This is a genomic window from Kribbella alba (genome assembly GCF_039529635.1).
Classification (GTDB): Bacteria; Actinomycetota; Actinomycetes; order Propionibacteriales; family Kribbellaceae; genus Kribbella; species Kribbella alba.
On sequence record NZ_BAAANE010000004.1, the window covers coordinates 83,348 to 106,750 of the forward strand.

Sequence of the window (23,403 nt, forward strand, 5' to 3'; positions counted from 1 at the left end):
GGCCGACCAGGCCCTGAACCGAGGCTCTCCTGAGAGGAGCTCCTCAGGGAAGTCTCAGGAGAACTTGACTCCGGCTTGAGGTTCTCTTGGTGTGGGCCTGAGGCCTTCGCCGCGAGGCTTTCGGCATGGTCACCACAGATGCGATCGATCCTCATCCAGCCCGCGCCCGCTGGCTACGTCGAGCCGGAGCCGCCGCCGTCGCGACAGCTGTGCTCGGCATCGGGGGCACCGGCCTTGCCGTAGCCGTTCTCAGCGCACGCCAGCCCAGCACCTCTGGCACGCCCGGCACCCAGACCAGCTCCACCAGCGACGGCAGCAGTTCGAGCAGCAGCAGCTCGGGCAGCGACGACAGCAGCAGCGGAAGCGGCCTCGGTTCGGCACAGCAGGGGACGACCGCTCAGGGCGGGAGCCATGGCTCATGAGCCCTTCCCGGACCTGGAAGGCCTGGAGCTGCACGGTCCGCCTTACCGTCGAGGATCCGGCGGCGCTCGGTGCGGCGTGCGGCGCCCTCAAGGCACTGATGGATCGCGTCGACAAGGCAGCCAGCCGCTTCCGCGACGACTCCGAGCTGTCCATGGTGAACGCCCGGGCCGGCTTCATGGTCCCGGTCTCCCGGCTGCTGGTGGATCTCGTCGACGTGAGCCTGGTCGCGGCTTCCATCAGTGGTGGCGCGGTGGACCCGACCGTCGGAGCCGCAGTGGTTGCCGCCGGCTACGACCAGGACATCGAGACCGTACGCCGTCGCCTTCCGCAGGCAGCAGGTGTATCCGCGCCGGCCGTGGGCTGGAAGCACGTCCAGCTGAATCGCAGGCTTGGGCTGGTCGGAGTACCCAAGGGAGCCGCGCTCGACCTAGGCGCAACAGCGAAGGCCTGGACTGCCGATAGAGCGGCCCTGGTGCTCAGTAGGCGCCACGGCTGCGCGGTGCTCGTCGAGATCGGCGGCGACCTTCGGGCGGCGGGCACTGCCGCCGAGCCCTGGGTGATCGACGTAGCCGAGCGCGAGGGTGATCCCGGGGTGCCGGTGACCCTGTCGCACGGCGGCCTCACCACCTCGACCAGGACAGCACGTAGCTGGTCCACGCCGACTGGTCATGCGCACCACGTCATCGACCCGCGCACAGGTCAACCCGCAGAGGGTCCTTGGCGAACTGCCTCGGTCTGGGCGCCCACCGCAGTACGGGCCAACACGTTCAGTACTGCGATTGTCGCCACTGGCGAGGCGGCTCTTGGGCGGCTCACCCTGGCCGGGCATCCGGCTCGGCTGGTTGCCGACGACGGCGAGATCACTGAGCTGGCGGGCTGGCCCGCGGCGAGCAGGGCGGCCTGATGACGCTGTGGTACCTGGCCCGAGCGGCTGGGGTGATGGCGTTGGTCCTGTTCACGGTGACGGCTTCGCTAGGAGCTCTGGGCGCAGGCAGTCGTGAACCAGAGCGGCGGTTCTGGCTCCAGTATGTTCACCGCTCGGCCGCTGTGACCGGTCTGATCCTCCTCCTCGCACATGTCGTGGCGGTCATCACCGACAGCTATGTGAGCGTCAGTGCATCCGTCCTGGTCCTGCCCTTCAGCTCCGGCTATCGCCCCTTCGCGGTGACGGTCGGCGTCCTCGCCATGTATGGACTGGTGCTTGCCGCTGTCGTCGGAGCTGCGAGGGGACGCCTGGCAAGGTCAGCGGCCTTCACCAAGCGCTGGCGCTCCATTCACATCGCCGCATCGGTCGGCTGGCTGTTGTCGATCGGCCACAGCCTCCTTGCAGGCACAGACCGCGGTACGCCATGGATGCTGGCCATCACCCTCAGCTGCTTGGCCGCGGTAGCCATCTCAGTAGCTGTGCGGATGAGAAGCCGCGCAGTACAAGCCAGTACGCCGTTAAGCCTCGCGCGGGCAGGGAGAATCCGATGACCATCCTGCAGGAGACTCCACTACAGCCCCGGTCCATCGGACAACCACGGCTGCTCGCCGGCCTGACGCAGGGCAGGGCAGACCTCCAGCACCACCTCTGGGCCCACGGAGTACATCCACAGCTGAGCCGAGCGGCCTACACCGAGCTGGCGGAAGCAGTAGGCCTCAGGGGTCGAGGCGGTGCGGGCTTCCCCGTAGCGCTGAAGCTCGCGGACCTGCCGGCCAGGGGTATTGCCGCCGTGGTCGTGAACGGCTCCGAGAGTGAGCCAGTGAGTCGCAAGGACCGGCTGTTGCTGACCATGGCGCCGCACCTGGTTCTGGACGGAGCTACTGGTCTCGCTCAAGCGTTGCGCGCACGGCAGGTCATCGTCGCTGTGCACGATGCTGCCGCCGCCGCTTCGGTACGGGCTGCGATCCAAGAGCGGCAGGACACCGTCGACATCCAGGTGAGCGATACGCCCGGCCGGTTCGTGGCCGGTGAGGCACGGGCTGTCCTGAGAGTGCTGGAAGGCGGGCCTGCGGTTCCGCCGGGTCGGCGAGTGCTTCCGACCCGCAAGGGGTACAACGGGCGCCCGACCTTCCTGTCGAACGTGGAGACGTTCGCCCAGCTCGCAGTACTGGCCAGGCTCGGCTCGCGGGAGTTCAGCAGCACCGGGTTGATCAGCGAGCCGGGGACTCAGCTCCTGACAGTTGCAGGCTCGGTGCAGCGGCCGGGGGTGATCGAGACGCCGACCGGGATCCCACTGACGACCGTGCTGCAGTACGCCGGTGCGGCGACCGATGCCCCTGTGCTGGTCGGTGGATATCACGGCCGCTGGCTGCCAAGGCCCGACGGCGTGATCCTGGGTCGCCCAGATGTCTCCACCGGGATCGTCGTGGCGCTGGGTGCGGACACCTGCCCGCTTGGTGAGGTCCATCGGGTCGTGCAGTGGTTGGCGAGCCAGTCGGCGGGTCAATGCGGTCCTTGTGTCTTCGGGTTGGCCGCGCTGGTCGACGATTTCGGCCGGCTGTTGCTCGGCGATCCGGCGGGCTGGCATGACGCACATCGCCACCTCGGGCTCGTCCCGGGGCGTGGCGCCTGTGCTCATCCCGACGGCTCGGCGAGATTCCTCGCCTCGGCGCTGGAGGTCTTCGGTGAGGACATCCGGATGCACCTCGGCGGCGGGTGTGGCCGCGCGGTACGTGGTGTCCTACCGGTGCCAGGAGGAACCGGTGAATAGGCTGGAGATCGACTGGACCAGATGCGACGGGCACGGGCTCTGCGCGACCCTGTTGCCGGACGACGTGGTGCTCGACGAATGGGGCTTCCCAGTGCTCCGAGGGCGCGAGATCACCCCCGGTGAACTGACGAACGCGCGCCGCGCAGTACTGGCTTGCCCGGCCCTCGCACTGCGCCTCGAGGCAGCTGCGAAAACTGATTCGTAAGGCATCGGAAAGGACCGTCCCCGGATCACACCAGTGACAGAAGTGGACTAATCTCTGAGTGACAGCACAAAGGCGTGCGGCCGGGCGCAGAGCGCGCCGAAGTCACTTGGAGACGGTGGGGAATGCAGAGCAAGCTGGACGTCCAGAAGGCGGATGTTCTCGCCAGGGCAGTGGTCGCTGGATCACACGGTCACGACAAGTCGGTCGATGCCGGCAAGTTGAAGACCTTCCTCGAGCGGTACTACCACTATGTGGCGGCCGAGGACGTGGCCGAGCGGCAGCCGACCGACTGTCTGGGCGCGGCGAAGCACCACTACAAGTCCGCCGCCCTGCGTCCCCAGGGCACCGCGAAGGTGCAGGTCTTCACCCCGACGGTGGAGGAGCACGGCTGGTCCGCGAACGGGCGGACCGTGGTCGAGATCGTGGTCGACGACATGCCGTTCCTGGTCGACAGCGCCTCGATGGTGATCACCGAGCGAGGCCTGGAGCTGCAACTCCTGGTACACCCGCAGTTCGTCGTCCGGCGTGACGTCACCGGCGCCCTGCAGGAGGTGCTCGACGACGCGGCCTCAGCGGACGAGCACGACCTGGTCCGGGAGAGCTGGATGCATCTGGAGATCGAGCGGATCCCCGCCAGCGAGCACCGGGAGCTGGAGAAGGCGCTGCAGCGGGTGCTGAACGATGTCCGCGAGGCGGTCGAGGACTGGCCGAAGATGCACGAGAAGGCCGTCTCCATCGCCGCCGAGCTGGACGCCTCGAAGCTGCCGGTGCCGGAGAACGAGGTCGAGGACGCGCGGGAACTGCTCGAGTGGCTGGCCGACGAGCACTTCACCTTCCTGGGCTACCGCGAGTACGCGTTCACCATGCGCGGTGACCAGGGTGTACTGCGCGGTGTCCCCGGCACGGGGCTCGGTATCCTCCGCCCGGACCCGAGCCAGGACAAGAACGCCGGCCTGCTGCCGCCGGAGGTGAGTGCCAAGGCCAGGGAGAAGAAGCTGCTGATCCTGACCAAGGCGAACTCCCGCTCGACGGTGCACCGCTCGTCGTACCTGGACTATGTCGGCATCAAGCAGTTCGACGAGAACGGTGAGCCGGTCGCCGAGCGGCGCTTCATCGGCCTGCTCTCGTCCACTGCCTACACCGAGAGTGTCATGCAGGTGCCCGTGCTGAAGCGCAAGGCGCTGGAGCTGTTCAAGCTGACCGGCTTCGATCCGAGCAGCCACAGCGGCAAGGGTCTGCTGGACGTGCTGGAGACCTTCCCGCGCGATGAGCTGCTGCAGGCGCCGGTGGAGGACCTCCTGCCGATCGTGCAGACCGTGCTGCACCTGCAGGAGCGGCGCGCGGTCAAGCTGTTCATCCGCCGCGACGTCTACAACCGCTACCTGTCCTGCTTGGTGTACCTGCCGCGTGACCGCTACACGACCGCGGTCAGGCTCAAGATGCAGCAGATCCTCAAGGACGCGATCGGCGCGGACTCGGTGGACTACGCGGCCCACGTGACGGAGTCCGTGCTGGCTCGGGTGCACTTCGTGGTTCGCATGAAGCAGGGCGAGAACGTGGGCGAGTACGACGCCGACCTGCTCGAGCAGAAGGTGGTCGAGGCCACACGTGCGTGGCAGGACGACTTCAGAGAGGCGCTGCACGCGCTGGGCGGCGACGGTGCCGTCACCAGGCTCAGCAGCGAGTACGCAGGTGCTTTCCCGGAGGCGTACAAGGAGGACTTCGACGCCAGGGTCGCCGTGAAGGATGCGGTGGTCCTGGCCGGACTCCCGGCCCAGGACGGCCTGGCGATGTCGCTCTACACCCCGCTCGACGAGGAGTGGGAAGGCGAGCGCCGCTTCAAGGTCTACCGGACCGGTACTGCGTTGTCGCTGTCGCAGGTGTTGCCGCACCTGACCCACATGGGTGTCGAGGTGATCGACGAGCGGCCGTACGAGATCCACGGGCCCGGCGGCACGGCGTACATCTACGACTTCGGTCTGCGCGCCCCGAGCGACTACGAGGAGAAGGAAGAGACCCGCACGCTCTTCTCCGACACCTTCCAGGCCGTTTGGGAGGGCCGGGCGGAGTCGGACAAGCTGAACGCGCTGGTGATCCGCGGCAGCCTCAGCTGGCGGCAGGTGTCGATCCTGCGCGCCTACCAGAAGTACATCCGCCAGGGCGGCACGCCGTTCAGCCAGGACTACATCGAGAACACCTTCCTCAACCACGTCGACGTGGCCGGCCTGCTGGTCGAGCTGTTCGAGACCAGCTTCGACCCGGCTCGCGGTGCCGCGGACGACCCGGACCGGGAGAACGCGGTCGACCAGTTGGAGAAGGAGATCGTCGCCGCGCTGGACACGGTGAAGAGCCTGGACGAGGACCGGATCCTGCGGTCCTACCTGACCGTGATCAGGGCAACCTTGCGGACGAACTACTACCAGCCCGGTCCCGACGGTTCGCCGCGGCCGTACATCTCGTTGAAGCTGGAGCCGAAGGCCATTCCGGACCTGCCGCAGCCGCGGCCGGCGTACGAGATCTTCGTGTACTCGCCGCGGGTCGAGGGTGTGCACCTGCGGTTCGGCGCGGTCGCCCGAGGCGGTTTGCGCTGGTCGGACCGGCGGGAGGACTTCCGGACCGAGGTGCTTGGCCTGGTCAAGGCTCAGATGGTGAAGAACTCGGTGATCGTGCCGGTCGGCGCCAAGGGCGGCTTCTACGCCAAGCAGTTGCCGGATCCGTCGGTGGACCGGGATGCCTGGCTGGCCGAGGGCGTCGCGTCGTACAAGACGTTCATCTCAGGGCTGCTGGACATCACCGACAACATCGCCGGTGGTTCGATTGTTGCTCCAAGCAACGTGGTCCGGTACGACGGGGACGACGCCTACCTGGTGGTTGCCGCGGACAAGGGCACGGCGACCTTCTCCGACATCGCGAACTCCGTCGCCAAGGAGTACGGGTTCTGGCTGGGTGACGCGTTCGCGTCGGGTGGTTCGGTCGGCTACGACCACAAGGCGATGGGCATCACCGCGCGCGGTGCGTGGGAGTCGGTCAAGCGGCACTTCCGCGAGCTGGGTCACGACTGCCAGAACGAGGACTTCACCGTCGTCGGTGTCGGCGACATGTCGGGTGACGTGTTCGGCAACGGGATGCTGCTGTCGGAGCACATCCAACTGGTCGCCGCCTTCGACCACCGGCACATCTTCCTGGATCCTTCACCCGACGCGGCGGCCTCCTTCGCCGAGCGGCGCCGGTTGTTCGAGCTGCCGCGGTCGTCGTGGGCGGACTACGACGCGTCGCTGATCTCCACCGGCGGCGGCGTCTACCCGCGCACCGACAAGGCGATCCCGATCTCGGCGGAGGTCCGCGAGGCGCTCGGTCTGGAGGGCAACCCGGCCACGCTGACGCCGGCAGAGTTGCTGCAGGCGATCGTGAAGGCGCCGGTCGACCTGTTCTGGAACGGCGGCATCGGCACCTACGTCAAGGCGACCGCCGAGTCGCACGCGGACGTCGGCGACAAGGCCAACGACGCGATCCGGATCAATGGCGCGGACCTGCGCGCCAGGGCGGTTGGCGAGGGCGGCAACCTCGGGTTCACCCAGCTCGGCCGGATCGAGTACGCCGCCAAGGGCGGGCGGATCAACACCGACTTCATCGACAACGTGGCCGGCGTGGACACCTCCGACCACGAGGTGAACATCAAGATCCTGCTGGACAAGGTGGTTGCCGACGGCGACCTGACCGAGAAGCAGCGCAACGACGTGATCGCATCGATGACTGATGAGGTCGCCGCGCTGGTGCTGAAGAGCAACTACCGGCAGAACATCGGCCTGGCCAACGCGACCGCTCAGGCGCCGGCGCTGCTGCACGTGCATGCCGACTGGGTGCGGCGGCTGGAGCGCCAGGGACTGCTCAACCGGGAGCTGGAGTTCCTGCCGAGCGTCGCCGAGTTCAAGCGCCGCAAGGCCGACGGGCGTGGGCTGACTTCGCCCGAGCTGTCCGTGCTGATCGCCTACACCAAGATCGTGCTCGAGGCCGAGCTGCTGAAGACCTCGCTGCCCGACGACGACTACCTCGCCTCCAAGCTGGCGAGCTATTTCCCGCAGGTGATCCAGGAGCGGTTCGCCGAGCCGATGCAGTCGCACCAGCTGCGCCGCGAGATCATCACCACCCAGGTGGTGAACGAGTTCGTCAACTCGTCCGGCATCACGGCGTACCACCGGCTCTCGCTGGAGACCGGCGGCTCGGTGGAGGACGTAGTACGGGCGAATCTGGCCGCAAGCCGGATCTTCGCGCAGCCGGATCTGCTGGCACGCAACGCCGAGCTCGACAACACCATCGACGCGGACACCCAGACGGACATGCGGCTGGAAACGCGCACGCTGGTCGAGCGCGCGACCCGCTGGCTGGTGAGCAACCGGCGTCCCCCGGTCGACATCGCCGAGCTGGTCGACTTCTTCTCGCCAGGCATCGCCAAGCTCACGTCCGCCCTGCCCGACGTACTGCGGGGCCGCGAGCTGGCGTTGTTCGAGCACCGCCGGGAAACCCTGATCAGCAAGGGGGTTTCGGAGGAGTTCGCGACCCGGATCGCGGTGCTGCCGCCGGCGTACGCGGGGCTCGGCATCGTGGAGACCGCCGACCGCGACGACCTCGACGTACTGGAGGTCGCCAAGGTTCATTTCGCGCTCGGAGAGCGGCTGCAACTCGGCAGGTTCCTCGAGCGGATCGTGGGCCTGCCGCGCACGGACCGCTGGCAGACGATGGCCCGCGCGGCCCTTCGCGACGACCTGCACGCGGTGCACGCCCGGCTGACGGCCCAGGTGCTCGCCATGACGGACGCGTCCGCCGATCCCGAGGACCGAGTACGCGCCTGGCAGGACATGAACGAAGCAGCCCTGTCCCGCGCAGCCACCATGATGGATGAAATCGTCGAAACCGAGGGCCCCGAACTAGCTCACCTGTCCGTGGGCCTCCGCCTGGTCCGAACCCTCCTCGGCAACCAGGCCTAACCTCGCGCTCGAGCCCTCGCGCTCGAGCCCTTGCGTCCGAGGAGCTGGCGGGCGGGCCCCCCCGGCTCTTCGGACGTTTGGTAGACGTTCAAGGACGCGATGACTCGGACCCGCTGAGGTTCAGCGGTCGGAGACGACGACCTCGACGGAGTACTGGTCGGCTCGGTAGCAGTGGTCGCCGAACTCGACGGGGGAGCCGTCGGCGTCGTAGGCGCTGCGGGTCATCGTGACGAGTGGCTCCGCCTTCGACATGTGCAGGGTGCGGCGCTCCTCCGCGGTCGCGTTGCGGGCGCCGATCCGCTGTCGCGCAACGGTCGGGCGGATCCCGCGCGCCCGGAGCAGGGCGTACAGGCCGTCCTTCTGCAGTTGTTCGACGGTCAGGTCGTTCATAGTCGGCGGCAACCAGTTGCGCATGATCGCCAGGGGCGCGTCTCCGGCGTAGCGAAGCCGGACGATGGCGATCAGCGGCGTGCCCGTGGGCAGCCCCAATGCCTCGGCCGCGCGATCGTCCTGCGCCTCGGAGTGCAGCGAGAGCACGTCGGTGCGAGGGGTGCGGCCCTCGCGCGCGAGGTCGTCGTACAGGCTGGTCAGCTCGGCCTTGCGGTGCACCATCTGGTTGGCGACGGTGGTGCCGATCCCGCGACGGCGGACCAGCAGGCCTTTGTTCACCAGCTCCGAGATCGCGCGGCGGACGGTCGGGCGGGACAGGCTGAGCCGGTCGGACATCGCCAACTCGTTCTCGAACGGGTCGCCCGGGCGCAGGGTGCCGTCGCTGATGGCAGCAATCAGCTGCTCGGCGAGCTGGTGATAGAGGGGCACCGGGCTCGTCCGATCGATCTGGATCGGCAGGGCGGCCATGGCTGGATGTTACATGAAGGACGTTTGTATGTCTCGAAGTGAAAATGTGCTAACAAACTATTGACACCTTTCCGGGAGCGGACAATCCTGGCCAGGCGAACACGGCCCGTACTGCGAGAGCGCGGCAGGCCGCGTTCGCACCGGTTGATGCGGCGGGTGGCCGACTGGGCGGCACGGGGGTGCGCCCAGCACGGCAGCCGGACCGAAACTGCACAGTCAACGTGTGACGAGAGGGTCGAGGATGCGAATCGGGTTGGTCGGGGTCGGGCGGATCGGGGCGTTCCACGCCGCGACGCTGAAGGGTCTGCCGGCGGTCGAACAGGTGGTGGTCGCCGACGCCGACGCGAGCCGGGCGGAACTGGTCGCCAAGGACCTCGGGCTGGAGTTCGCCCCGGACGTGGACGCACTCCTGGCGAGCGGGATCGACGGCTTCGTGATCGCGGCCGCGACCTCCGCGCATGCCGACCTGATCGCGGCCGGCATCGCCGCCGGGGTGCCCACCTTCTGTGAGAAGCCGGTCGCCCACGATCTCGCCGACACCCAGCGAGTCGTCGCTGTGGTGGAGGCTTCGGACGTGCCGGTGCACATCGGCTTCCAGCGGCGGTTCGACCTCGGCTACCAGGCAGCGCGGCAGCAGGTCCGGTCCGGTGAGCTCGGCTTCGTCCACCACATCCGCGCGAACACCAACGACGCGTTCCCGCCACCGCAGGAGTACATCCCGACCAGCGGCGGCTTCTTCCGCGACTGCACGGTCCACGACTTCGACATCATCCGCTTCGTCACCAGCCGCGAGGTGGTCAGCGTCTTCGCCACCGGCGCGAACCGCGGCGAGGCCTTCTTCGGCCAGTACGGCGATGTCGACGCGGCCGCCGCCCTGTTGACCCTCGACGACAGCACCTTCGTCTCGGTCAGCGGTACCCGCTACAACGCAGCCGGCCACGACGTCCGGATGGAGGTGCTCGGCAGCCTGGGGTCCCTCGCGGTCGGGCTGGACGAGCACACCGCGCTGAGGTCCGCCGAGGCAGGCGTCATGTTCCCCGGGGGCGAACCGCACGCCACCTTCATGGACCGGTTCCGCCCCGCGTATGTTGCCGAGCTGACCGCCTTCACCGAGGTGGTCGCCGGGACCCGCGAGGTCCCCTGCACGGTCAGCGACGCGCTGCAGGCGTTCCGGATCGCCGATGCCTGTGAGTTGTCCCGCCACGAGAACCGCGTCGTCTACATGGAAGAGATCGGCCGATGAGTGAGCTTGCTGCCCGGATCGCGGGAGCCCCGATCTCGTGGGGTGTCTGCGAGGTGCCCGGCTGGGGGTGGCAGTACGACCCGGTGACGGTGCTCGACGAGATGCGCGAGGTCGGGATCGCCGCGACCGAGTTCGGGCCGGACGGGTTCCTGCCCGATGACCCGGCGGAGAAGGCGAAGACGCTCGCCGATCTGGGACTCCGCGCGGTCGGCGGATTCGTCCCCGTAGTACTGCATGATCCTTCTCAGGACCCGTCCGCGGAGGTTTCGCGGGCGTTGGAGGGGTTCGTCGCGGCGGGGGCCGGCACCTTGGTGCTGGCCGCCGCGACGGGGCAGGACGGGTACGACGACCGCCCGGTGCTGGATGACCGTGGGTGGGAGACCCTGTTCGCCAATCTGGACAAGGTGGCCGCGATCGCGGCCGCGCAAGGCGTTGTCGCGACGCTGCATCCGCACGTCGGCACGATGGTGGAGAACGCCTCCGATGTCGATCGGGTACTGCGTGGATCCACTATCGGTCTCACGCTCGACACCGGTCACCTGCTGATCGGCGGCGTGGATCCGGTGGCGCTCGCGCTCGAGCACACCGATCGAATCCTGCACACGCATCTGAAGGACGTCGACGCCGCGTGGGCCGAGAAGGTCCAGTCCGGCGAGGTCAGCTACACCGACGCGGTGCGGCAGGGCATGTACCGCCCGCTCGGGCAGGGCGACATCGACCTGAGCACGATCGTCGGCGCGCTGGAGAAGGCCGGGTACGACGGGTGGTACGTCCTCGAGCAGGACACGATCCTGCCGGGCCGTCCGAGTGATGCTGGACCCGTCGTCGACGTCCGCGCCAGCATCGACCACCTGCGACGTATCGCCGAGGCGGTCTGATGGCTGACGACGTACTGACGATCGGGCGGATCGGGGTCGACCTCTACCCGCTCCAGACCGGCACGCACCTCGAGGATGTCGAGAGCTTCGGCAAGTTCCTCGGCGGCAGCGCCACCAACGTCGCCGTCGCGGCCGCGCAGCACGGACGCAAGTCGGCCGTGATCAGCCGGACCGGGAACGACCCGTTCGGCAAGTTCATCCACCGGTCGCTGCGGGAACTCGGCGTGGACGACCGGTTCGTCACCGGGGTCGACGGGCTGCCGACGCCGATCACGTTCTGCGAGATCTTCCCGCCGGACGACTTCCCGCTGTACTTCTACCGGTTCCCCAAGGCGCCAGACCTGGTGATCAACCCCGACGAACTGGATCTGCAGGCCATCAAGGACGCCCGGATCTACTGGTCGACGGTGACCGGGTTGTCGGCCGAACCCAGCCGGTCGGCTCACTTCGCGGCCTGGGAGGCGCGGGAGCGCAAGGCGATCACCGTGCTCGACCTGGACTACCGGCCGATGTTCTGGGCCGATCCCAGCGAGGCCCACGAGCAGGTCAGCCGAGCCCTGGCGCACTGCACGGTTGCCGTCGGCAACCGCGAGGAGTGCGAGGTCGCAGTCGGCGAGACCGATCCTGACAAGGCAGCCCAGGCGCTGCTGGATCGCGGACTCGACCTGGCCGTCGTGAAGCAGGGCCCGAAGGGCACTCTCGCGCGCACCCGGGACGAGCGGGTCGAGGTGCCGCCGTTCCCGGTCGAGGTGGTCAACGGGCTCGGTGCCGGCGACGGCTTCGGCGGTGCCCTGTGCCACGGCCTGTTGTCCGGCTGGCCCCTGGAGAAGGTGATCCGCTTCGCCAACACCGCCGGCGCGATCGTCGCCTCGCGTCTGGAGTGCTCGACCGCGATGCCCACCGAAGCCGAGGTTCTGACATTACTGGGGGAGTCCGCATGAACCTGACCGAGATCAGGGCTCGGCATCCGGAGCGGATCGCGGAGGCTTGGCAGCAGCGGCGCAGGCGTGAACTCGTCGGCGAGGATGGGCGGCTGCTGATCGTCGCGGCCGACCACCCGGCGCGTGGTGCCCTCGGCGTGCGGGACGACCGGATGGCGATGGCGAGCCGGCCGGCTTTGATCGACCGCCTCGTGACGGCGCTCGGACGGCCCGATGTCGACGGCGTACTCGCGACTCCGGACGTACTGGAAGACCTTCTGCTGCTCGGTGCACTCGAAGGCAAGGTCGTGATCGGTTCGATGAACCGTGGCGGCCTGCAGGGTGCGTCGTTCGAGCTCGACGACCGCTTCACTGCTTATGGCTCCGCGGAGGACATCGCCGCGCGCAGGCTCGACGGCGGCAAGATGCTGACCAGGATCTGCCTCGAGGACGCCGGCACGGTGGCGACCCTGGAGAGCAGCGCCCGCGCGGTCACGGATCTCGCGGAGCGGAAGCTGATGGCGATGGTCGAACCGTTCTGGTCGGTACGCCGCGACGGCCGGGTGACCAACCTGCTCGATCCCGACTCGGTGATCAAATCTGTCCACATCGCCTCGGGGCTCGGCGCGACTAGCGCGTACACCTGGCTCAAGCTGCCGGTGGTGGACGACCTGGATCGGGTGATGGAGGCAACAACGCTGCCGACCCTGCTGCTCGGCGGTGATCCGACTGTCGCTCCCGAGGAAACCTTTGCGTCCTGGGGAAAGGCGCTGAGCCTGCCGTCAGTACGCGGTCTGGTCGTCGGCCGCGCCCTGCTGTTCCCCCCGGACGGCGACGTCGCCTCAGCCGTAGACCAAGCTGCCGCCCTAGTGCACGGAGGTGCCGCATGACCTCGTTGCGCCCGTACCTCGCTGAAGCCAACGCCGGAGGTACCGCATGACGTCCTGGTTCCGCCCGGCGGGTTCTACCGCGCGGGATGGGTTCGAGCTCGCGGTCAGTCCTGGGGAGCAGGACTGGAACCACACCGGCCTGTACGTCGCAACGCTGCGGCCCGGGCAGTCCGTCGAGTTCGACACAGGCGACTGCGAATACCTGGTGCTCCCGCTGAGCGGATCCGCCGAGGTGATCGTCGACGGCGAGACGCTTCCGCTAGGTGGTCGCGCCGACGTCTTCACCGGCCCGACCGATTTCGCCTACGTGCCGCGCGGAACCACTGTGGCGGTCGTGAGCGCTGGTGGCGCCCGGATCGCCTTCCCGCACGCGCGGGCAGCGTCGGACTACCCGTTCCGGCGGATCGGTGTCGAGCAGGTCGAGACCGAACTGCGGGGTGCGGGGGTCGCCTCCCGGCAGGTGCGGAACTTCGGCACGCCGGCTGTGCTCGAGGCGGACTCGATCATCGCGTGCGAGGTTCTCACCCCGGCCGGGAACTGGTCGTCGTACCCGCCGCACAAGCACGACGAGCACAAGCCTGGCAAGGAGAGCGAGCTCGAGGAGATCTACTACTTCGAGCTACAGCTGTCCGACGATGCCCCAGAAGGTGTCAAGGGCAACGACCCGATCGGTTACCAGCGGGTCTACGGCACCGAGGACCGCCCCATCGACGTACTGGCCGAAGTCCGCAGTGGGGATCTGGTGCTGGTGCCTCATGGGTGGCATGGTCCGGCGATGGCGCCTCCTGGTTATGACATGTACTACCTGAATGTGATGGCCGGGCCTGGTACGGAGCGGGAGTGGCTGATCAGCGACGACCCACAACACGGTTGGGTCCGGGAACTATGGAGCACCCAGCAGCTCGATCCGCGGCTGCCCTTCGGGGAGGACCGATGACCACGGCTTTCCCGGCTCGCCCTGAGCGGATTGGCCCTGAGCGGGTTGGGCCTGAGCGGGTTGGGCCTGGGACGGCTCGTCCGCGGCGACCTTTCGGAACAACGATGACGGCAATCGGAGGACAGCGATGACGGTTCGTCTCACGGTCGCCCAGGCACTGGTGCGATTCCTGAGCGTCCAGTACTCGGAGCGCGACGGGCAGCGGCAGAAGCTGTTCGCGGGCTGCTTCGGCATCTTCGGTCACGGCAACGTGGCCGGTCTCGGCCAGGCCCTGTTGCAGGCTGAGCTCGATGATCCCGAAGCGCTGCCGTACATCCTGGCCCGCAACGAGCAGGCCATGGTGCACAGCGCTTCTGCCTTCGCCCGCACCCGCGACCGCCTACAGACCTACGCCTGCACCGCAAGCATCGGCCCCGGCTCGACCAACATGGTCACCGGCGCAGCTCTCGCCACGGTCAACCGGCTGCCGGTCCTGCTCCTCCCTTCGGATGTGTTCGCGACCCGGGTGGCGACGCCCGTGCTGCAGGAGTTGGAGAGTTTCTCCGCCGGCGACATCTCCGTGAACGACGCGTTCCGGCCCGTGTCGAAGTACTTCGACCGCATCTGGCGGCCCGAGCAGTTGCCGTCGGCGCTGCTGAACGCCATGCGGGTGCTGACCGACCCGGTGGAGACCGGCGCGGTGACACTGGCTCTGCCGCAAGATGTCCAGGCCGAGGCCCACGACTGGCCGGAGGAGCTCTTCGCAGAGCGCACCTGGTACGTCAGCCGCCCGTTGCCGGAGGCATCGATTGTCGACAAAGCGGTAGGGCTCCTACGGGCCTCTGAGCGGCCGCTGATCGTCGCGGGCGGCGGGGTGGCCTACTCGCAGGCGCAGGACGCCCTGCGCGAGTTCGCGGAGGCGACCGGTATTCCGGTGGCTGAAAGTCAAGCGGGCAAGGGATCGCTGCGCTACGACCACCCGCAGTCGGTGGGCGCGATCGGGTCCACCGGAACGACCGCGGCGAACGCGCTGGCCCGCGAGGCCGACCTGGTGATCGGCATCGGGACCCGCTTCGCCGACTTCACGACGGCGTCGCGGACGGTCTTCCAGAACCCGGACGTGCGGTTCGTCAACATCAATGTCGCGCGCTTCGACGGTAGCAAGCATGCGGGCCTTCCTCTCGTCGCAGATGCCCGGGAAGCCCTTGTTTCCTTGCGGTCTGCGATCGGTGATTGGTCTGTACAGGAAAAGTACAAGGATTTGACCGCCGAGCTGGCACGAGTTTGGGACGCAGTCGTCGAGCAGGCGTACAACCCGCCTGCCGAGGTTGTGGAAAACCTCGCGGAAGGTCTACTGACGCAGGGCGAGGTGCTCGGCGTCGTCAACGAATTGTCGGAGCCACGTGATGTGGTGGTTTGTGCAGCCGGTTCGATGCCGGGTGACCTGCACAAGCTGTGGCGGACACGCGACCCGAAGGGATACCACGTCGAATATGGCTACTCCTGTATGGGTTACGAGATCGCCGGCGGCCTGGGCGTCCGCCTCGGCGCACCGGATCGCGACGTCTTCGTCATGGTCGGCGACGGGTCGTACCTGATGATGTCCAGCGAGCTCGTCACGGCCGTCCAGGAGAACGTGAAGATCATCGTGGTCCTGGTGCAGAACCACGGCTTCGCCTCCATCGGCGCACTGTCGGAATCCCTCGGCTCCCAGCGCTTCGGTACCGCGTATCGCAAGCGCAGCGGGGACGGGCGGCTCGACGGCGACTACCTGCCGGTGGATCTCACGGCGAACGTGCGGAGCCTCGGCGTCGAGGTGATCGAGGTGAACAGCCGCGCGGAGCTGGAGAAGGCGATCGGGACGGCCAAGGCGGCGACCGGGCCGATCGCGATCCACGTCAAGACGGATCCGCTGATCGGCGCGCCCGACAGCGATTCCTGGTGGGACGTCCCTGTCAGCCAGGTCTCGTCGCTGGAGTCCACCCGGACCGCATCCGCGTCGTACGAGGAATCGAAGCAGGCACAACGGCCGTATCTCGCACCTGTCGAGGGGGAGTTCTGATGGGCAAGGTCAACGTCGGCAGCGCGCCGGACTCCTGGGGCGTCTGGTTCGCGGACGATGCGCAGCAGACGCCGTGGGAGCGGTTCCTCGACGAGGTCGCCGCCGCGGGGTACACGCGGATCGAGCTGGGACCGTACGGCTACCTGCCCACCGATCCCGCGCGGCTGAAGGAAGAGCTGGACAAGCGCGGCCTCGAGGTGACGGCCGGCACGATCTTCGAGCACCTGCACCGGCCGGACTCGTGGGAGTCGACCTGGCGTGACGTGTCGGCCGTGGCGGAACTGACCGCCGCGATGGGCGCGAAGCATCTCGTCGTGATCCCGTCGATGTGGCGGGACTCGGTCACCGGCGAGATCGTCGAGCCGCCGCTGGACGACGAGAGCCGGACGCGGCACGGTCGCCAGATGACCGAGCTCGGTCGGCGCATCGCCGCGGAGTACGGGCTGAAGACACAGTTCCACCCGCACGCCGACGCGCATGTCGACACGCACGAGAACGTCGAACGCTTCCTCGCCGAGACCGACGGGGAGCACGTCAACCTGTGTCTGGACACGGGGCACATCAGCTACTGCGGCGGTGACAACCTGAAGCTGATCCAGGACTACCCGGACCGGATAGGTTACGTGCACCTCAAGCAGGTCGATCCGAATGTGCTGGACTCCGTCATCGAGCAGGGACTGGGCTTCGGTGAGGCGGTGAAGCGGGGGGTGATGTGTGAGCCGCCGCAAGGTGTCCCCGACCTGCCGCCGGTGCTGGATGCGCTGTCGAAGCTCGACGTCGACCTGTTCGCGATCGTCGAGCAGGATCTATATCCCTGTCCATCCGACGTGCCGCTGCCGATCGCGGAGCGGACGCTGTCGTACCTCATGACCCACGGGGGTGGTGTATCCGTTTGACGGCCAGCAGAGTATGCACTCTCTCTGGTCACACCCAACGCCGCGGCGTTACCGCGGAACGTCTGAAAGGCTGGTTGTACTCATGGTTCGGTGGCAGAAGAAGGCGGTGGCCACGGGGGCGGCCCTGGTCCTGGTCGTGGCGCTTGGCGCCTGTAGCTCCTCGGGCGGCAAGAAGGCGGAACAGAACACGGGGGCGGCCGCCGGCAACGTCGCGAACACCCCGCGCATGAAGGTCGCGCTCATCACGCACGCGGCCCCTGGTGACACGTTCTGGGACCTGGTTCGCAAGGGCGCCGAGGCGGCCGCGGCGAAGGACAACGTGGAACTGCAGTACTCAGCTGACCCGGACGGCGCCGGACAGGCGAACCTGGTGCAGACCGCGATCGACTCCAAGGCAGACGGCATCGCCGTGACCCTGGCCAAGCCGGACGCGATGGCGGCCAACGTCAACAAGGCCGTCGCCGCCGGCGTGCCGGTCGTCGCTCTCAACGGCGGCATCGACGTCTGGAACACCAAGACCAAGGGCGTGCTCGGCTACTTCGGGCAGGACGAGCGGATCGCCGGTCAGGCCGCGGGTTTGAAGCTCAGCGAACTGGGGGCCAAGAAGGTCGTCTGCGTGATCCAGGAGCAGGGCCACGTCGGCCTGGAAGCTCGGTGCCAGGGCGTGAAGGAGAAGTTCAGCGGCACGACCGAGAAGATCTACATCACCGGCACGGACATGCCCGGCAGCCAGACCACGATGACGTCGAAGCTGCAGCAGGACAAGTCGATCGACTACGTGATGACCCTGGGTGCGCCGTTCGCGCTGGCCGCGGTGAAGTCGGCCAAGGACGCCGGATCCTCGGCGAAGGTGGCGACCTTCGACACCAACAAAGAGCTCATCAGCTCGATCAAGTCCGGTGACGTCCAGTTCGCCGTCGACCAGCAGCCGTACGTACAGGGTTACCTGGCTGTGGACAGCCTGTGGCTCTACAAGACGAACGGCAACACCATCGGTGGCGGACAGGCCACTCTGACCGGCCCGGCGTTCATCGACAAGAACAACGTCGCCGCCGTCGAGAAGTTCGCCGCCAACGGCACGCGATGAGGTAAGGATCATGACAGAGACACTCGTCAAACCGCCGACGGCGGTCGACGACCGGGTGAGCAGTCGCTCGCTCGGCGCCCGGCTCCTCAGCCGGCCAGAGATCGGCTCCCTCGTGGGCGCCGCAGTGGTGCTGGTGTTCTTCCTCATCACCGCACCGACCTTCCGTGACCCCGCTGCCAGCGGCACGATCGTCTACCAGGCGGCTCTGATCGGCGTGATGGCCGTTCCGGTCGCACTCCTGATGATCGGCGGCGAGTTCGACCTGTCGGCGGGCGTCGCCGTCACCACCTCAGGTCTCACCGCGGCGCTGTTCTCGTTCCAGTTCAGCACCAACGTCTGGGTGGGGGTCCTGGTCGCCTTGGTGGTATCGCTGGCGATCGGCGCCTTCAACGGCTGGTTGCTGATGAGGACCGGTCTACCTAGCTTCCTGGTGACGCTGGGTACGTTCTTCATCCTGCAGGGCCTGAACCTCGCGGTCACCCGGCTGATGTCCGGCTCGGTGTCGTCGAACTCGATCAGCGACATGGACGGTTACACCTCCGCCTCGAAGATCTTCGCCTCCCAGTTCAAGGTCGGACCGGTCACGGTGAAGATCCTGATCGTCTGGTGGATCCTGTTCGTCGTCGCCGGCACCTGGGTGCTGCTGAAGACGAGGATCGGTAACTGGATCTTCGCGGTCGGCGGGGACGCGGCGGCGGCTCGGGCCGTCGGTGTCCCGGTCAAGAAGGTCAAGATCGGCCTGTTCATGACCGTCGGGTTCTTCGCCTGGTTCTCCGGCATGCACCTGCTCTTCACCCAGAGCAGCGTGCAGTCCGGCGAGGGTGTCGGCAAGGAGTTCATCTACATCATCGCCGCGGTCGTCGGCGGCTGTCTGCTGACCGGCGGTTTCGGCTCGGTGGTTGGTTCGGCGATCGGTGCCTTGATCTTCGGCATGACCCAGCTCGGGGTGGTCTACGCGCACTGGAACGCCGACTGGTTCAAGGCGTTCCTCGGCGTCATGTTGCTGCTGGCAACAATCGTCAACCTCGTGGTGAAGAAGAGGGCGGATCTGAGATGACCACGACCGAGAGTTTCGCCGAAGAGGCGAGCACCAGCCCGAACACGCCGATCGTCCACCTGGACGACGTCGGCAAGAGCTACGGCAACGTGCACGCGCTGCGTGGGGTCTCCCTGTCGGTCAGGCAGGGTGAGATCACGTGCGTGCTGGGCGACAACGGCGCGGGCAAATCGACGCTGATCAAGATCATCGCCGGCCTGCACGAGCACACCGACGGCATCTTCTCGGTGAACGGCGAGGAGCGGCACTTCAGCTCTCCGCGCGAGTCGATGGACAGCGGGATCGCCACGGTCTATCAGGACCTGGCGCTGGCTCCGCTGATGTCGGTCTGGCGGAACTTCTTCCTCGGCAACGAGATCACCAAGGCGTTCGGCACGCTCGACGCCGCCAAGATGAAGAAGATCGCGAGTGAGGAACTGACCAAGATGGGGATCTCGCTCCCCAACCTGGAGCAGCCCGTCGGCATGTTGTCGGGTGGCCAGCGCCAGTGCATCGCGATCGCGCGGGCGATCTACTTCGGTGCCAAGGTGCTGATTCTGGATGAGCCGACCGCCGCTCTCGGCGTGCGACAGTCCGGAGTGGTGCTGAAGTACGTCGTGAAGGCACGCGACGCCGGTCTGGGCGTCGTCTTCATCACGCACAACCCGCACCACGCCTACCTGGTCGGCAACCACTTCGTCGTCCTCAAGCTGGGCCGCGTCGCGCTCGACACCCATCGAGCCGACATCACCCTGGAACAGCTGACCAACGAGATGGCCGGCGGCTCCGAGCTCGAGGCGCTCAGCCACGAGCTCCGCGGGGTCGACGCGACGGCCGTGGTGCAACCAACCCAGGGGCCGGTCAGGATTCATTCCCCATTGGAGAACGCATGACACAGCAGGACCTCAGGGTCGGCATCATCGGTGTCGGGATGATGGGTGCCGATCATGCCGAGCGGGTGGCCAGTCGGATCTCGGGCGCCCGGTTGGTCGCGGTGTCCGACCCGGACGTGGCCCGGGCGACGGCCCTGGCCACTGCGCTCGACGGCGTACGGGTGATCGACGATCCGCTGGCGCTGGTCGGCGACGCCGAGGTGGACGCGGTGATCATCGCGTCCCCCGGTTTCGCCCACGCCGAGCAGTTGATGGCGTGCCTGGAGCACGGCAAACCGGTGCTCTGCGAGAAGCCACTCACGATGGACGCCGAGTCGTCCTTGCGGGTGGTCGAGGCTGAGCACAAGGTAGGACGGCCGCTGATCCAGGTCGGGTTCATGCGCCGCTTCGACCCGGAGTACGCGGCGTTGAAGCAGTTGCTCGACTCGGGTGAGCTGGGCCGGACGCTGCTGCTGCACAACGTGCACCGGAACAAGACCGTCCCGGAGACGTTCCGCAGCGAGATGATCGTGCGCGACTCCCTGGTGCACGAGGTCGATGTGGCGCGCTGGTTGTTCGATGACGAGATCGTCCGCATCACCGTGCACGCCCCGACGCCCACCAGCCTGGTGGGTGAGGGAGTGCTCGACCCGCAGTTCGCGGTGTTCGAGATGGCGAACGGCGCGATCGCCGACGTGGAGGTTTTCGTCAACTTCCAGGTCGGGTACGAGGTGCGCTGCGAGGCCGTGGCGGAGCAGGGCAGCGCGGCGATCGGCCTCGGTGTCGACGTCTTGACCAAGAAGGCCGGACACTGGGGAGGGGCGGTGCCGGACGACTTCCGGGTCCGCTTCGGGCTGGCGTACGACATCGAGGTCCAGCGCTGGGTGAACGCCGCGGCGAAGGGTGAGATCGACGGCCCGACGGCCTGGGACGGGTATGCCGCCGCCGCGGTCTGCACGGCCGGCGTGCAGTCGCTGCAGGAACGCCGTCCGGTGGAGGTCGAGATGGTACGCCGTAGCGAGGTGCTCGGGTGAAACTCAGCCTCGACCCCTACATGTTCCGGCGGGTTCCGTTGCTGGAACTGCCCGGTCTCGTCGCCGATCTCGGCTACGAGTGGCTGGAGCTCTCGCCCCGGGACGACTTCCTGCCCTTCTTCAACCACCCGCGGGTGGACGACGCGAGGGTGGCGGCCTTCCGGACCGAGCTGGACGCCGCAGGGGTCGGGATCTCGTCGGTGCTCCCGCTGTACAAGTGGTCGGGGCCTGATGAGGACGAGCGGCAGGCGGCGGTCCGGTACTGGAAGCGCGCGATCCGGATCACCGCCGAGCTCGGCGTCGACGTGATGAACTCCGAGTTCAACGGCAGGCCGGAACAGGCGGCCCGGAGTGAGTCGCAGTTCTGGCGCTCGATGGAGGAACTACTGCCGGTCTTCGAGGCCGAGGGCGTCCGGTTGGTGCTGGAACCGCACCCGGACGACTTCGAGGAGGATGGCAAGGCCGCGATCGACCTGATCCGCGGCATCAACCACCCGCTGGTCAGCTTCCTGTACTGCGCGCCGCACACCTTCCACATGGGCAACGACGCCCCCGGGATCATCAGCTATGCGGGTGAGCTGCTGACCAACATCCACGTCGCCGACTCGTTCGACCACACCGGGTCGTCGGGTCTGCGCTACATCGTCAACCCGCCCGGTTCGACCGTCCGGGTGCACCAGCACCTGGACATCGGCCAGGGCGAGGTCGACTTCGACGAGCTGTTCGCGAGCCTGGCGACGATCGGCTTCGACGGCACCGTGACTGCCTGTGTCTTCGCCTGGGAGGAACGTGCCCGGGAATCGAGCACGTTCATGCGCGAGAAGATCACCGACTTACTGATGAAGCAAGGGATGCAGCTGTGAGCATTGAGCGAATCACCCATCTGATCGGCGGGACGCCCTGGACGGGTGTTTCCGAGCGCACCGGAAAGGTCTACAACCCCGCCACCGGTGAGGTGACCGGCGAGCTCGACCTGGCTTCGGCCGCGACCGTCGACGAGATCGTCAAGGTCGCGAACGACGCCTCGAAAGCCTGGGGCAAGACGTCGCTGACCAAGCGCGCGCAGGTGCTGTTCGCCTTCCGCGAGCTGCTGAACGAGCGCAAGGAGGACATCGCCGCACTGATCACCGCCGAGCACGGCAAGGTGCTGTCCGACGCGCTCGGTGAGGTGACCCGGGGTCTGGAGGTGGTCGAGTTCGCCTGCGGTATCCCGCACCTGATGAAGGGCGGCTTCAGTGAGAACGTGTCGACCAACGTCGACGTGTACTCGATCCGCCAGCCGCTCGGCACGGTCGCGGTGATCTCGCCGTTCAACTTCCCCGCGATGGTCCCGCTCTGGTTCGTTCCGATCGCCGTTGCCTGTGGCAACAGCGTGGTGATCAAGCCGTCGGAGAAGGACCCGTCGGCGGTGAACGCGGTCGCCGCGCTCTGGAAGGAGGCCGGCCTCCCGGACGGCGTGATGAACGTCGTGCACGGCGACAAGGAGGCCGTCGACCGGCTGCTCGAGCACCCGGACATCAAGGCCGTCTCCTTCGTCGGCTCGACCCCGATCGCCCGCTACGTCTACGAGACCGGCACGGCCCACGGCAAGCGGGTCCAGGCGCTCGGTGGCGCGAAGAACCACATGGTCGTGCTACCCGACGCCGACCTCGACCTGGCCGCGGACGCCGCGGTCAACGCCGGCTTCGGCTCGGCGGGAGAGCGCTGCATGGCGATCTCCGCGCTGATCGCGGTCGAGCCGGTCGCCGACGAGCTGATCGGCAAGATCCGCGAGCGGATGGCGACGCTCAAGACCGGCGACGGAACGCGAGGCTGCGACATGGGACCGCTCGTCACCGGCCAGCACCGCGAGAAGGTCGTCGGGTACGTCGAGGCGGGCGTCGAGGCGGGCGCCGAACTGACCGTCGACGGCCGCGAAGGACCCTTCGACGGTGGCGACGACGGCTTCTGGCTCGGCCCGACCCTGTTCGACAAGGTCACACCGGACATGTCGATCTACACCGACGAGATCTTCGGTCCGGTGCTCTCGGTCGTCCGCGTTCCCTCGTATGACGCGGCGCTCGACCTGGTGAACTCGAACCCTTACGGCAACGGCACGGCGATCTTCACCAACGACGGCGGCGCGGCCCGTCGGTACCAGACGGAGGTGGAGGTCGGCATGGTCGGGGTCAACGTCCCGATCCCGGTCCCGATGGCGTACTACTCCTTCGGTGGCTGGAAGAACTCCCTCTTCGGTGACACCCATGCCCACGGCACCGAGGGAGTCCACTTCTTCACCCGCGGAAAGGTCATCACCTCCCGCTGGCTGGACCCGTCCCACGGCGGCCTCAACCTGGGTTTCCCGACCCACGACTGAGGTGGGTGTGAGGGTGTAGCGTCGAGGACAACCACCGGGGCATGAG

The 23,403-nt window shown here is 67.5% G+C and carries 20 protein-coding genes; 19 read left to right on the top strand and 1 reads right to left on the bottom strand.

Annotation, left to right across the window (positions count from 1 at the left end; genetic code table 11):
- Positions 1-125 precede the first annotated feature (125 nt).
- The 6 genes from ABD210_RS07040 to ABD210_RS07065 all read left to right on the top strand — a co-directional run bounded on the left by ABD210_RS07040 (position 126) and on the right by ABD210_RS07065 (position 8,309).
- Positions 126-422 (top strand): hypothetical protein, encoded by a 297-nt coding sequence (locus ABD210_RS07040; protein ID WP_344110024.1) that lies wholly within the window; start codon positions 126-128, stop codon positions 420-422.
- The gene (locus ABD210_RS07045; protein ID WP_344110026.1) at positions 419-1,327 is read left to right on the top strand and encodes an FAD:protein FMN transferase; all 909 of its coding nucleotides are present in this window, start codon (positions 419-421) and stop codon (positions 1,325-1,327) included. The genes ABD210_RS07040 and ABD210_RS07045 overlap by 4 nt, the downstream gene beginning before the upstream one ends.
- Complete coding sequence (locus ABD210_RS07050; protein WP_344110028.1) at positions 1,327-1,899, top strand: ferric reductase-like transmembrane domain-containing protein; 573 nt, start codon at positions 1,327-1,329, stop codon at positions 1,897-1,899. The genes ABD210_RS07045 and ABD210_RS07050 overlap by 1 nt, the downstream gene beginning before the upstream one ends.
- The gene (locus tag ABD210_RS07055; protein ID WP_344110030.1) at positions 1,896-3,119 is read left to right on the top strand and encodes an NADH-ubiquinone oxidoreductase-F iron-sulfur binding region domain-containing protein; all 1,224 of its coding nucleotides are present in this window, start codon (positions 1,896-1,898) and stop codon (positions 3,117-3,119) included. The genes ABD210_RS07050 and ABD210_RS07055 overlap by 4 nt, the downstream gene beginning before the upstream one ends.
- Positions 3,112-3,324, top strand: coding sequence for a ferredoxin (locus ABD210_RS07060; RefSeq protein WP_344110032.1), 213 nt, complete (start codon positions 3,112-3,114; stop codon positions 3,322-3,324). Before ABD210_RS07055 ends, ABD210_RS07060 begins: the two co-directional genes overlap by 8 nt.
- Before the next feature lie 122 nt (positions 3,325-3,446).
- On the top strand, positions 3,447-8,309 hold the full coding sequence (locus ABD210_RS07065; RefSeq protein WP_344110034.1) for an NAD-glutamate dehydrogenase: 4,863 nt from the start codon (positions 3,447-3,449) through the stop codon (positions 8,307-8,309).
- Between the two features lie 120 nt (positions 8,310-8,429).
- Here the strand turns inward: ABD210_RS07065 and ABD210_RS07070 are convergent, their stop codons facing one another.
- Positions 8,430-9,167, bottom strand: coding sequence for a GntR family transcriptional regulator (locus ABD210_RS07070; protein ID WP_344110036.1), 738 nt, complete (start codon positions 9,165-9,167; stop codon positions 8,430-8,432).
- A gap of 241 nt (positions 9,168-9,408) precedes the next feature.
- On the opposite strand from ABD210_RS07070, the gene ABD210_RS07075 reads away from it, so the two are divergent.
- The 13 genes from ABD210_RS07075 to ABD210_RS07135 all read left to right on the top strand — a co-directional run bounded on the left by ABD210_RS07075 (position 9,409) and on the right by ABD210_RS07135 (position 23,357).
- Positions 9,409-10,410 (top strand): Gfo/Idh/MocA family protein, encoded by a 1,002-nt coding sequence (locus ABD210_RS07075; protein ID WP_344110038.1) that lies wholly within the window; start codon positions 9,409-9,411, stop codon positions 10,408-10,410.
- Positions 10,407-11,288 (top strand): sugar phosphate isomerase/epimerase family protein, encoded by an 882-nt coding sequence (locus ABD210_RS07080; protein WP_344110040.1) that lies wholly within the window; start codon positions 10,407-10,409, stop codon positions 11,286-11,288. Before ABD210_RS07075 ends, ABD210_RS07080 begins: the two co-directional genes overlap by 4 nt.
- Entirely contained in the window at positions 11,288-12,229 is a 942-nt protein-coding gene (gene iolC / locus ABD210_RS07085; RefSeq protein ID WP_344110042.1) for a 5-dehydro-2-deoxygluconokinase, read from the top strand. Before ABD210_RS07080 ends, iolC begins: the two co-directional genes overlap by 1 nt.
- Positions 12,226-13,098: a Cgl0159 family (beta/alpha)8-fold protein gene (locus ABD210_RS07090; RefSeq protein WP_344110044.1), complete on the top strand. Its 873-nt coding sequence runs from the start codon at positions 12,226-12,228 to the stop codon at positions 13,096-13,098. The genes iolC and ABD210_RS07090 overlap by 4 nt, the downstream gene beginning before the upstream one ends.
- 46 nt (positions 13,099-13,144) lie before the next feature.
- Positions 13,145-14,035 (top strand): 5-deoxy-glucuronate isomerase, encoded by an 891-nt coding sequence (iolB, locus tag ABD210_RS07095; RefSeq protein ID WP_344110046.1) that lies wholly within the window; start codon positions 13,145-13,147, stop codon positions 14,033-14,035.
- A 127-nt stretch (positions 14,036-14,162) separates the two neighbouring features.
- Positions 14,163-16,076 carry a 3D-(3,5/4)-trihydroxycyclohexane-1,2-dione acylhydrolase (decyclizing) gene (gene iolD / locus ABD210_RS07100; RefSeq protein WP_344110048.1) on the top strand — a complete coding sequence of 638 codons (1,914 nt, stop codon included), beginning with the start codon at positions 14,163-14,165 and terminating at the stop codon, positions 16,074-16,076.
- Entirely contained in the window at positions 16,076-16,972 is an 897-nt protein-coding gene (locus ABD210_RS07105) for a TIM barrel protein (protein ID WP_344110050.1), read from the top strand. Before iolD ends, ABD210_RS07105 begins: the two co-directional genes overlap by 1 nt.
- An 82-nt stretch (positions 16,973-17,054) precedes the next feature.
- Positions 17,055-18,059 (top strand): substrate-binding domain-containing protein, encoded by a 1,005-nt coding sequence (locus ABD210_RS07110; protein ID WP_344110052.1) that lies wholly within the window; start codon positions 17,055-17,057, stop codon positions 18,057-18,059.
- 10 nt (positions 18,060-18,069) lie between these two features.
- Positions 18,070-19,116 carry an ABC transporter permease gene (locus tag ABD210_RS07115; RefSeq protein WP_344110054.1) on the top strand — a complete coding sequence of 349 codons (1,047 nt, stop codon included), beginning with the start codon at positions 18,070-18,072 and terminating at the stop codon, positions 19,114-19,116.
- On the top strand, positions 19,113-19,988 hold the full coding sequence (locus ABD210_RS07120) for an ATP-binding cassette domain-containing protein (RefSeq protein WP_344110056.1): 876 nt from the start codon (positions 19,113-19,115) through the stop codon (positions 19,986-19,988). The genes ABD210_RS07115 and ABD210_RS07120 overlap by 4 nt, the downstream gene beginning before the upstream one ends.
- On the top strand, positions 19,985-21,001 hold the full coding sequence (locus ABD210_RS07125; RefSeq protein WP_344110058.1) for a Gfo/Idh/MocA family protein: 1,017 nt from the start codon (positions 19,985-19,987) through the stop codon (positions 20,999-21,001). The genes ABD210_RS07120 and ABD210_RS07125 overlap by 4 nt, the downstream gene beginning before the upstream one ends.
- Positions 20,998-21,864, top strand: coding sequence for a sugar phosphate isomerase/epimerase family protein (locus tag ABD210_RS07130; protein WP_344110060.1), 867 nt, complete (start codon positions 20,998-21,000; stop codon positions 21,862-21,864). Before ABD210_RS07125 ends, ABD210_RS07130 begins: the two co-directional genes overlap by 4 nt.
- Positions 21,861-23,357: a CoA-acylating methylmalonate-semialdehyde dehydrogenase gene (locus ABD210_RS07135; RefSeq protein WP_344110062.1), complete on the top strand. Its 1,497-nt coding sequence runs from the start codon at positions 21,861-21,863 to the stop codon at positions 23,355-23,357. The genes ABD210_RS07130 and ABD210_RS07135 overlap by 4 nt, the downstream gene beginning before the upstream one ends.
- Positions 23,358-23,403 lie beyond the last annotated feature (46 nt).

Bases quoted from the DNA above. Each gene is read 5' to 3' on its own strand.
- ABD210_RS07040 (WP_344110024.1), top strand. From the start codon at position 126: ATGGTCACCACAGATGCGATCGATCCTCATCCAGCCCGCGCCCGCTGG.
- ABD210_RS07045 (WP_344110026.1), top strand. From the start codon at position 419: ATGAGCCCTTCCCGGACCTGGAAGGCCTGGAGCTGCACGGTCCGCCTT.
- ABD210_RS07050 (WP_344110028.1), top strand. From the start codon at position 1,327: ATGACGCTGTGGTACCTGGCCCGAGCGGCTGGGGTGATGGCGTTGGTC.
- ABD210_RS07055 (WP_344110030.1), top strand. From the start codon at position 1,896: ATGACCATCCTGCAGGAGACTCCACTACAGCCCCGGTCCATCGGACAA.
- ABD210_RS07065 (WP_344110034.1), top strand. From the start codon at position 3,447: ATGCAGAGCAAGCTGGACGTCCAGAAGGCGGATGTTCTCGCCAGGGCA.
- ABD210_RS07070 (WP_344110036.1), bottom strand. From the start codon at position 9,167: ATGGCCGCCCTGCCGATCCAGATCGATCGGACGAGCCCGGTGCCCCTC.
- ABD210_RS07075 (WP_344110038.1), top strand. From the start codon at position 9,409: ATGCGAATCGGGTTGGTCGGGGTCGGGCGGATCGGGGCGTTCCACGCC.
- ABD210_RS07080 (WP_344110040.1), top strand. From the start codon at position 10,407: ATGAGTGAGCTTGCTGCCCGGATCGCGGGAGCCCCGATCTCGTGGGGT.
- iolC (WP_344110042.1), top strand. From the start codon at position 11,288: ATGGCTGACGACGTACTGACGATCGGGCGGATCGGGGTCGACCTCTAC.
- ABD210_RS07090 (WP_344110044.1), top strand. From the start codon at position 12,226: ATGAACCTGACCGAGATCAGGGCTCGGCATCCGGAGCGGATCGCGGAG.
- iolB (WP_344110046.1), top strand. From the start codon at position 13,145: ATGACGTCCTGGTTCCGCCCGGCGGGTTCTACCGCGCGGGATGGGTTC.
- iolD (WP_344110048.1), top strand. From the start codon at position 14,163: ATGACGGTTCGTCTCACGGTCGCCCAGGCACTGGTGCGATTCCTGAGC.
- ABD210_RS07105 (WP_344110050.1), top strand. From the start codon at position 16,076: ATGGGCAAGGTCAACGTCGGCAGCGCGCCGGACTCCTGGGGCGTCTGG.
- ABD210_RS07110 (WP_344110052.1), top strand. From the start codon at position 17,055: ATGGTTCGGTGGCAGAAGAAGGCGGTGGCCACGGGGGCGGCCCTGGTC.
- ABD210_RS07115 (WP_344110054.1), top strand. From the start codon at position 18,070: ATGACAGAGACACTCGTCAAACCGCCGACGGCGGTCGACGACCGGGTG.
- ABD210_RS07120 (WP_344110056.1), top strand. From the start codon at position 19,113: ATGACCACGACCGAGAGTTTCGCCGAAGAGGCGAGCACCAGCCCGAAC.
- ABD210_RS07125 (WP_344110058.1), top strand. From the start codon at position 19,985: ATGACACAGCAGGACCTCAGGGTCGGCATCATCGGTGTCGGGATGATG.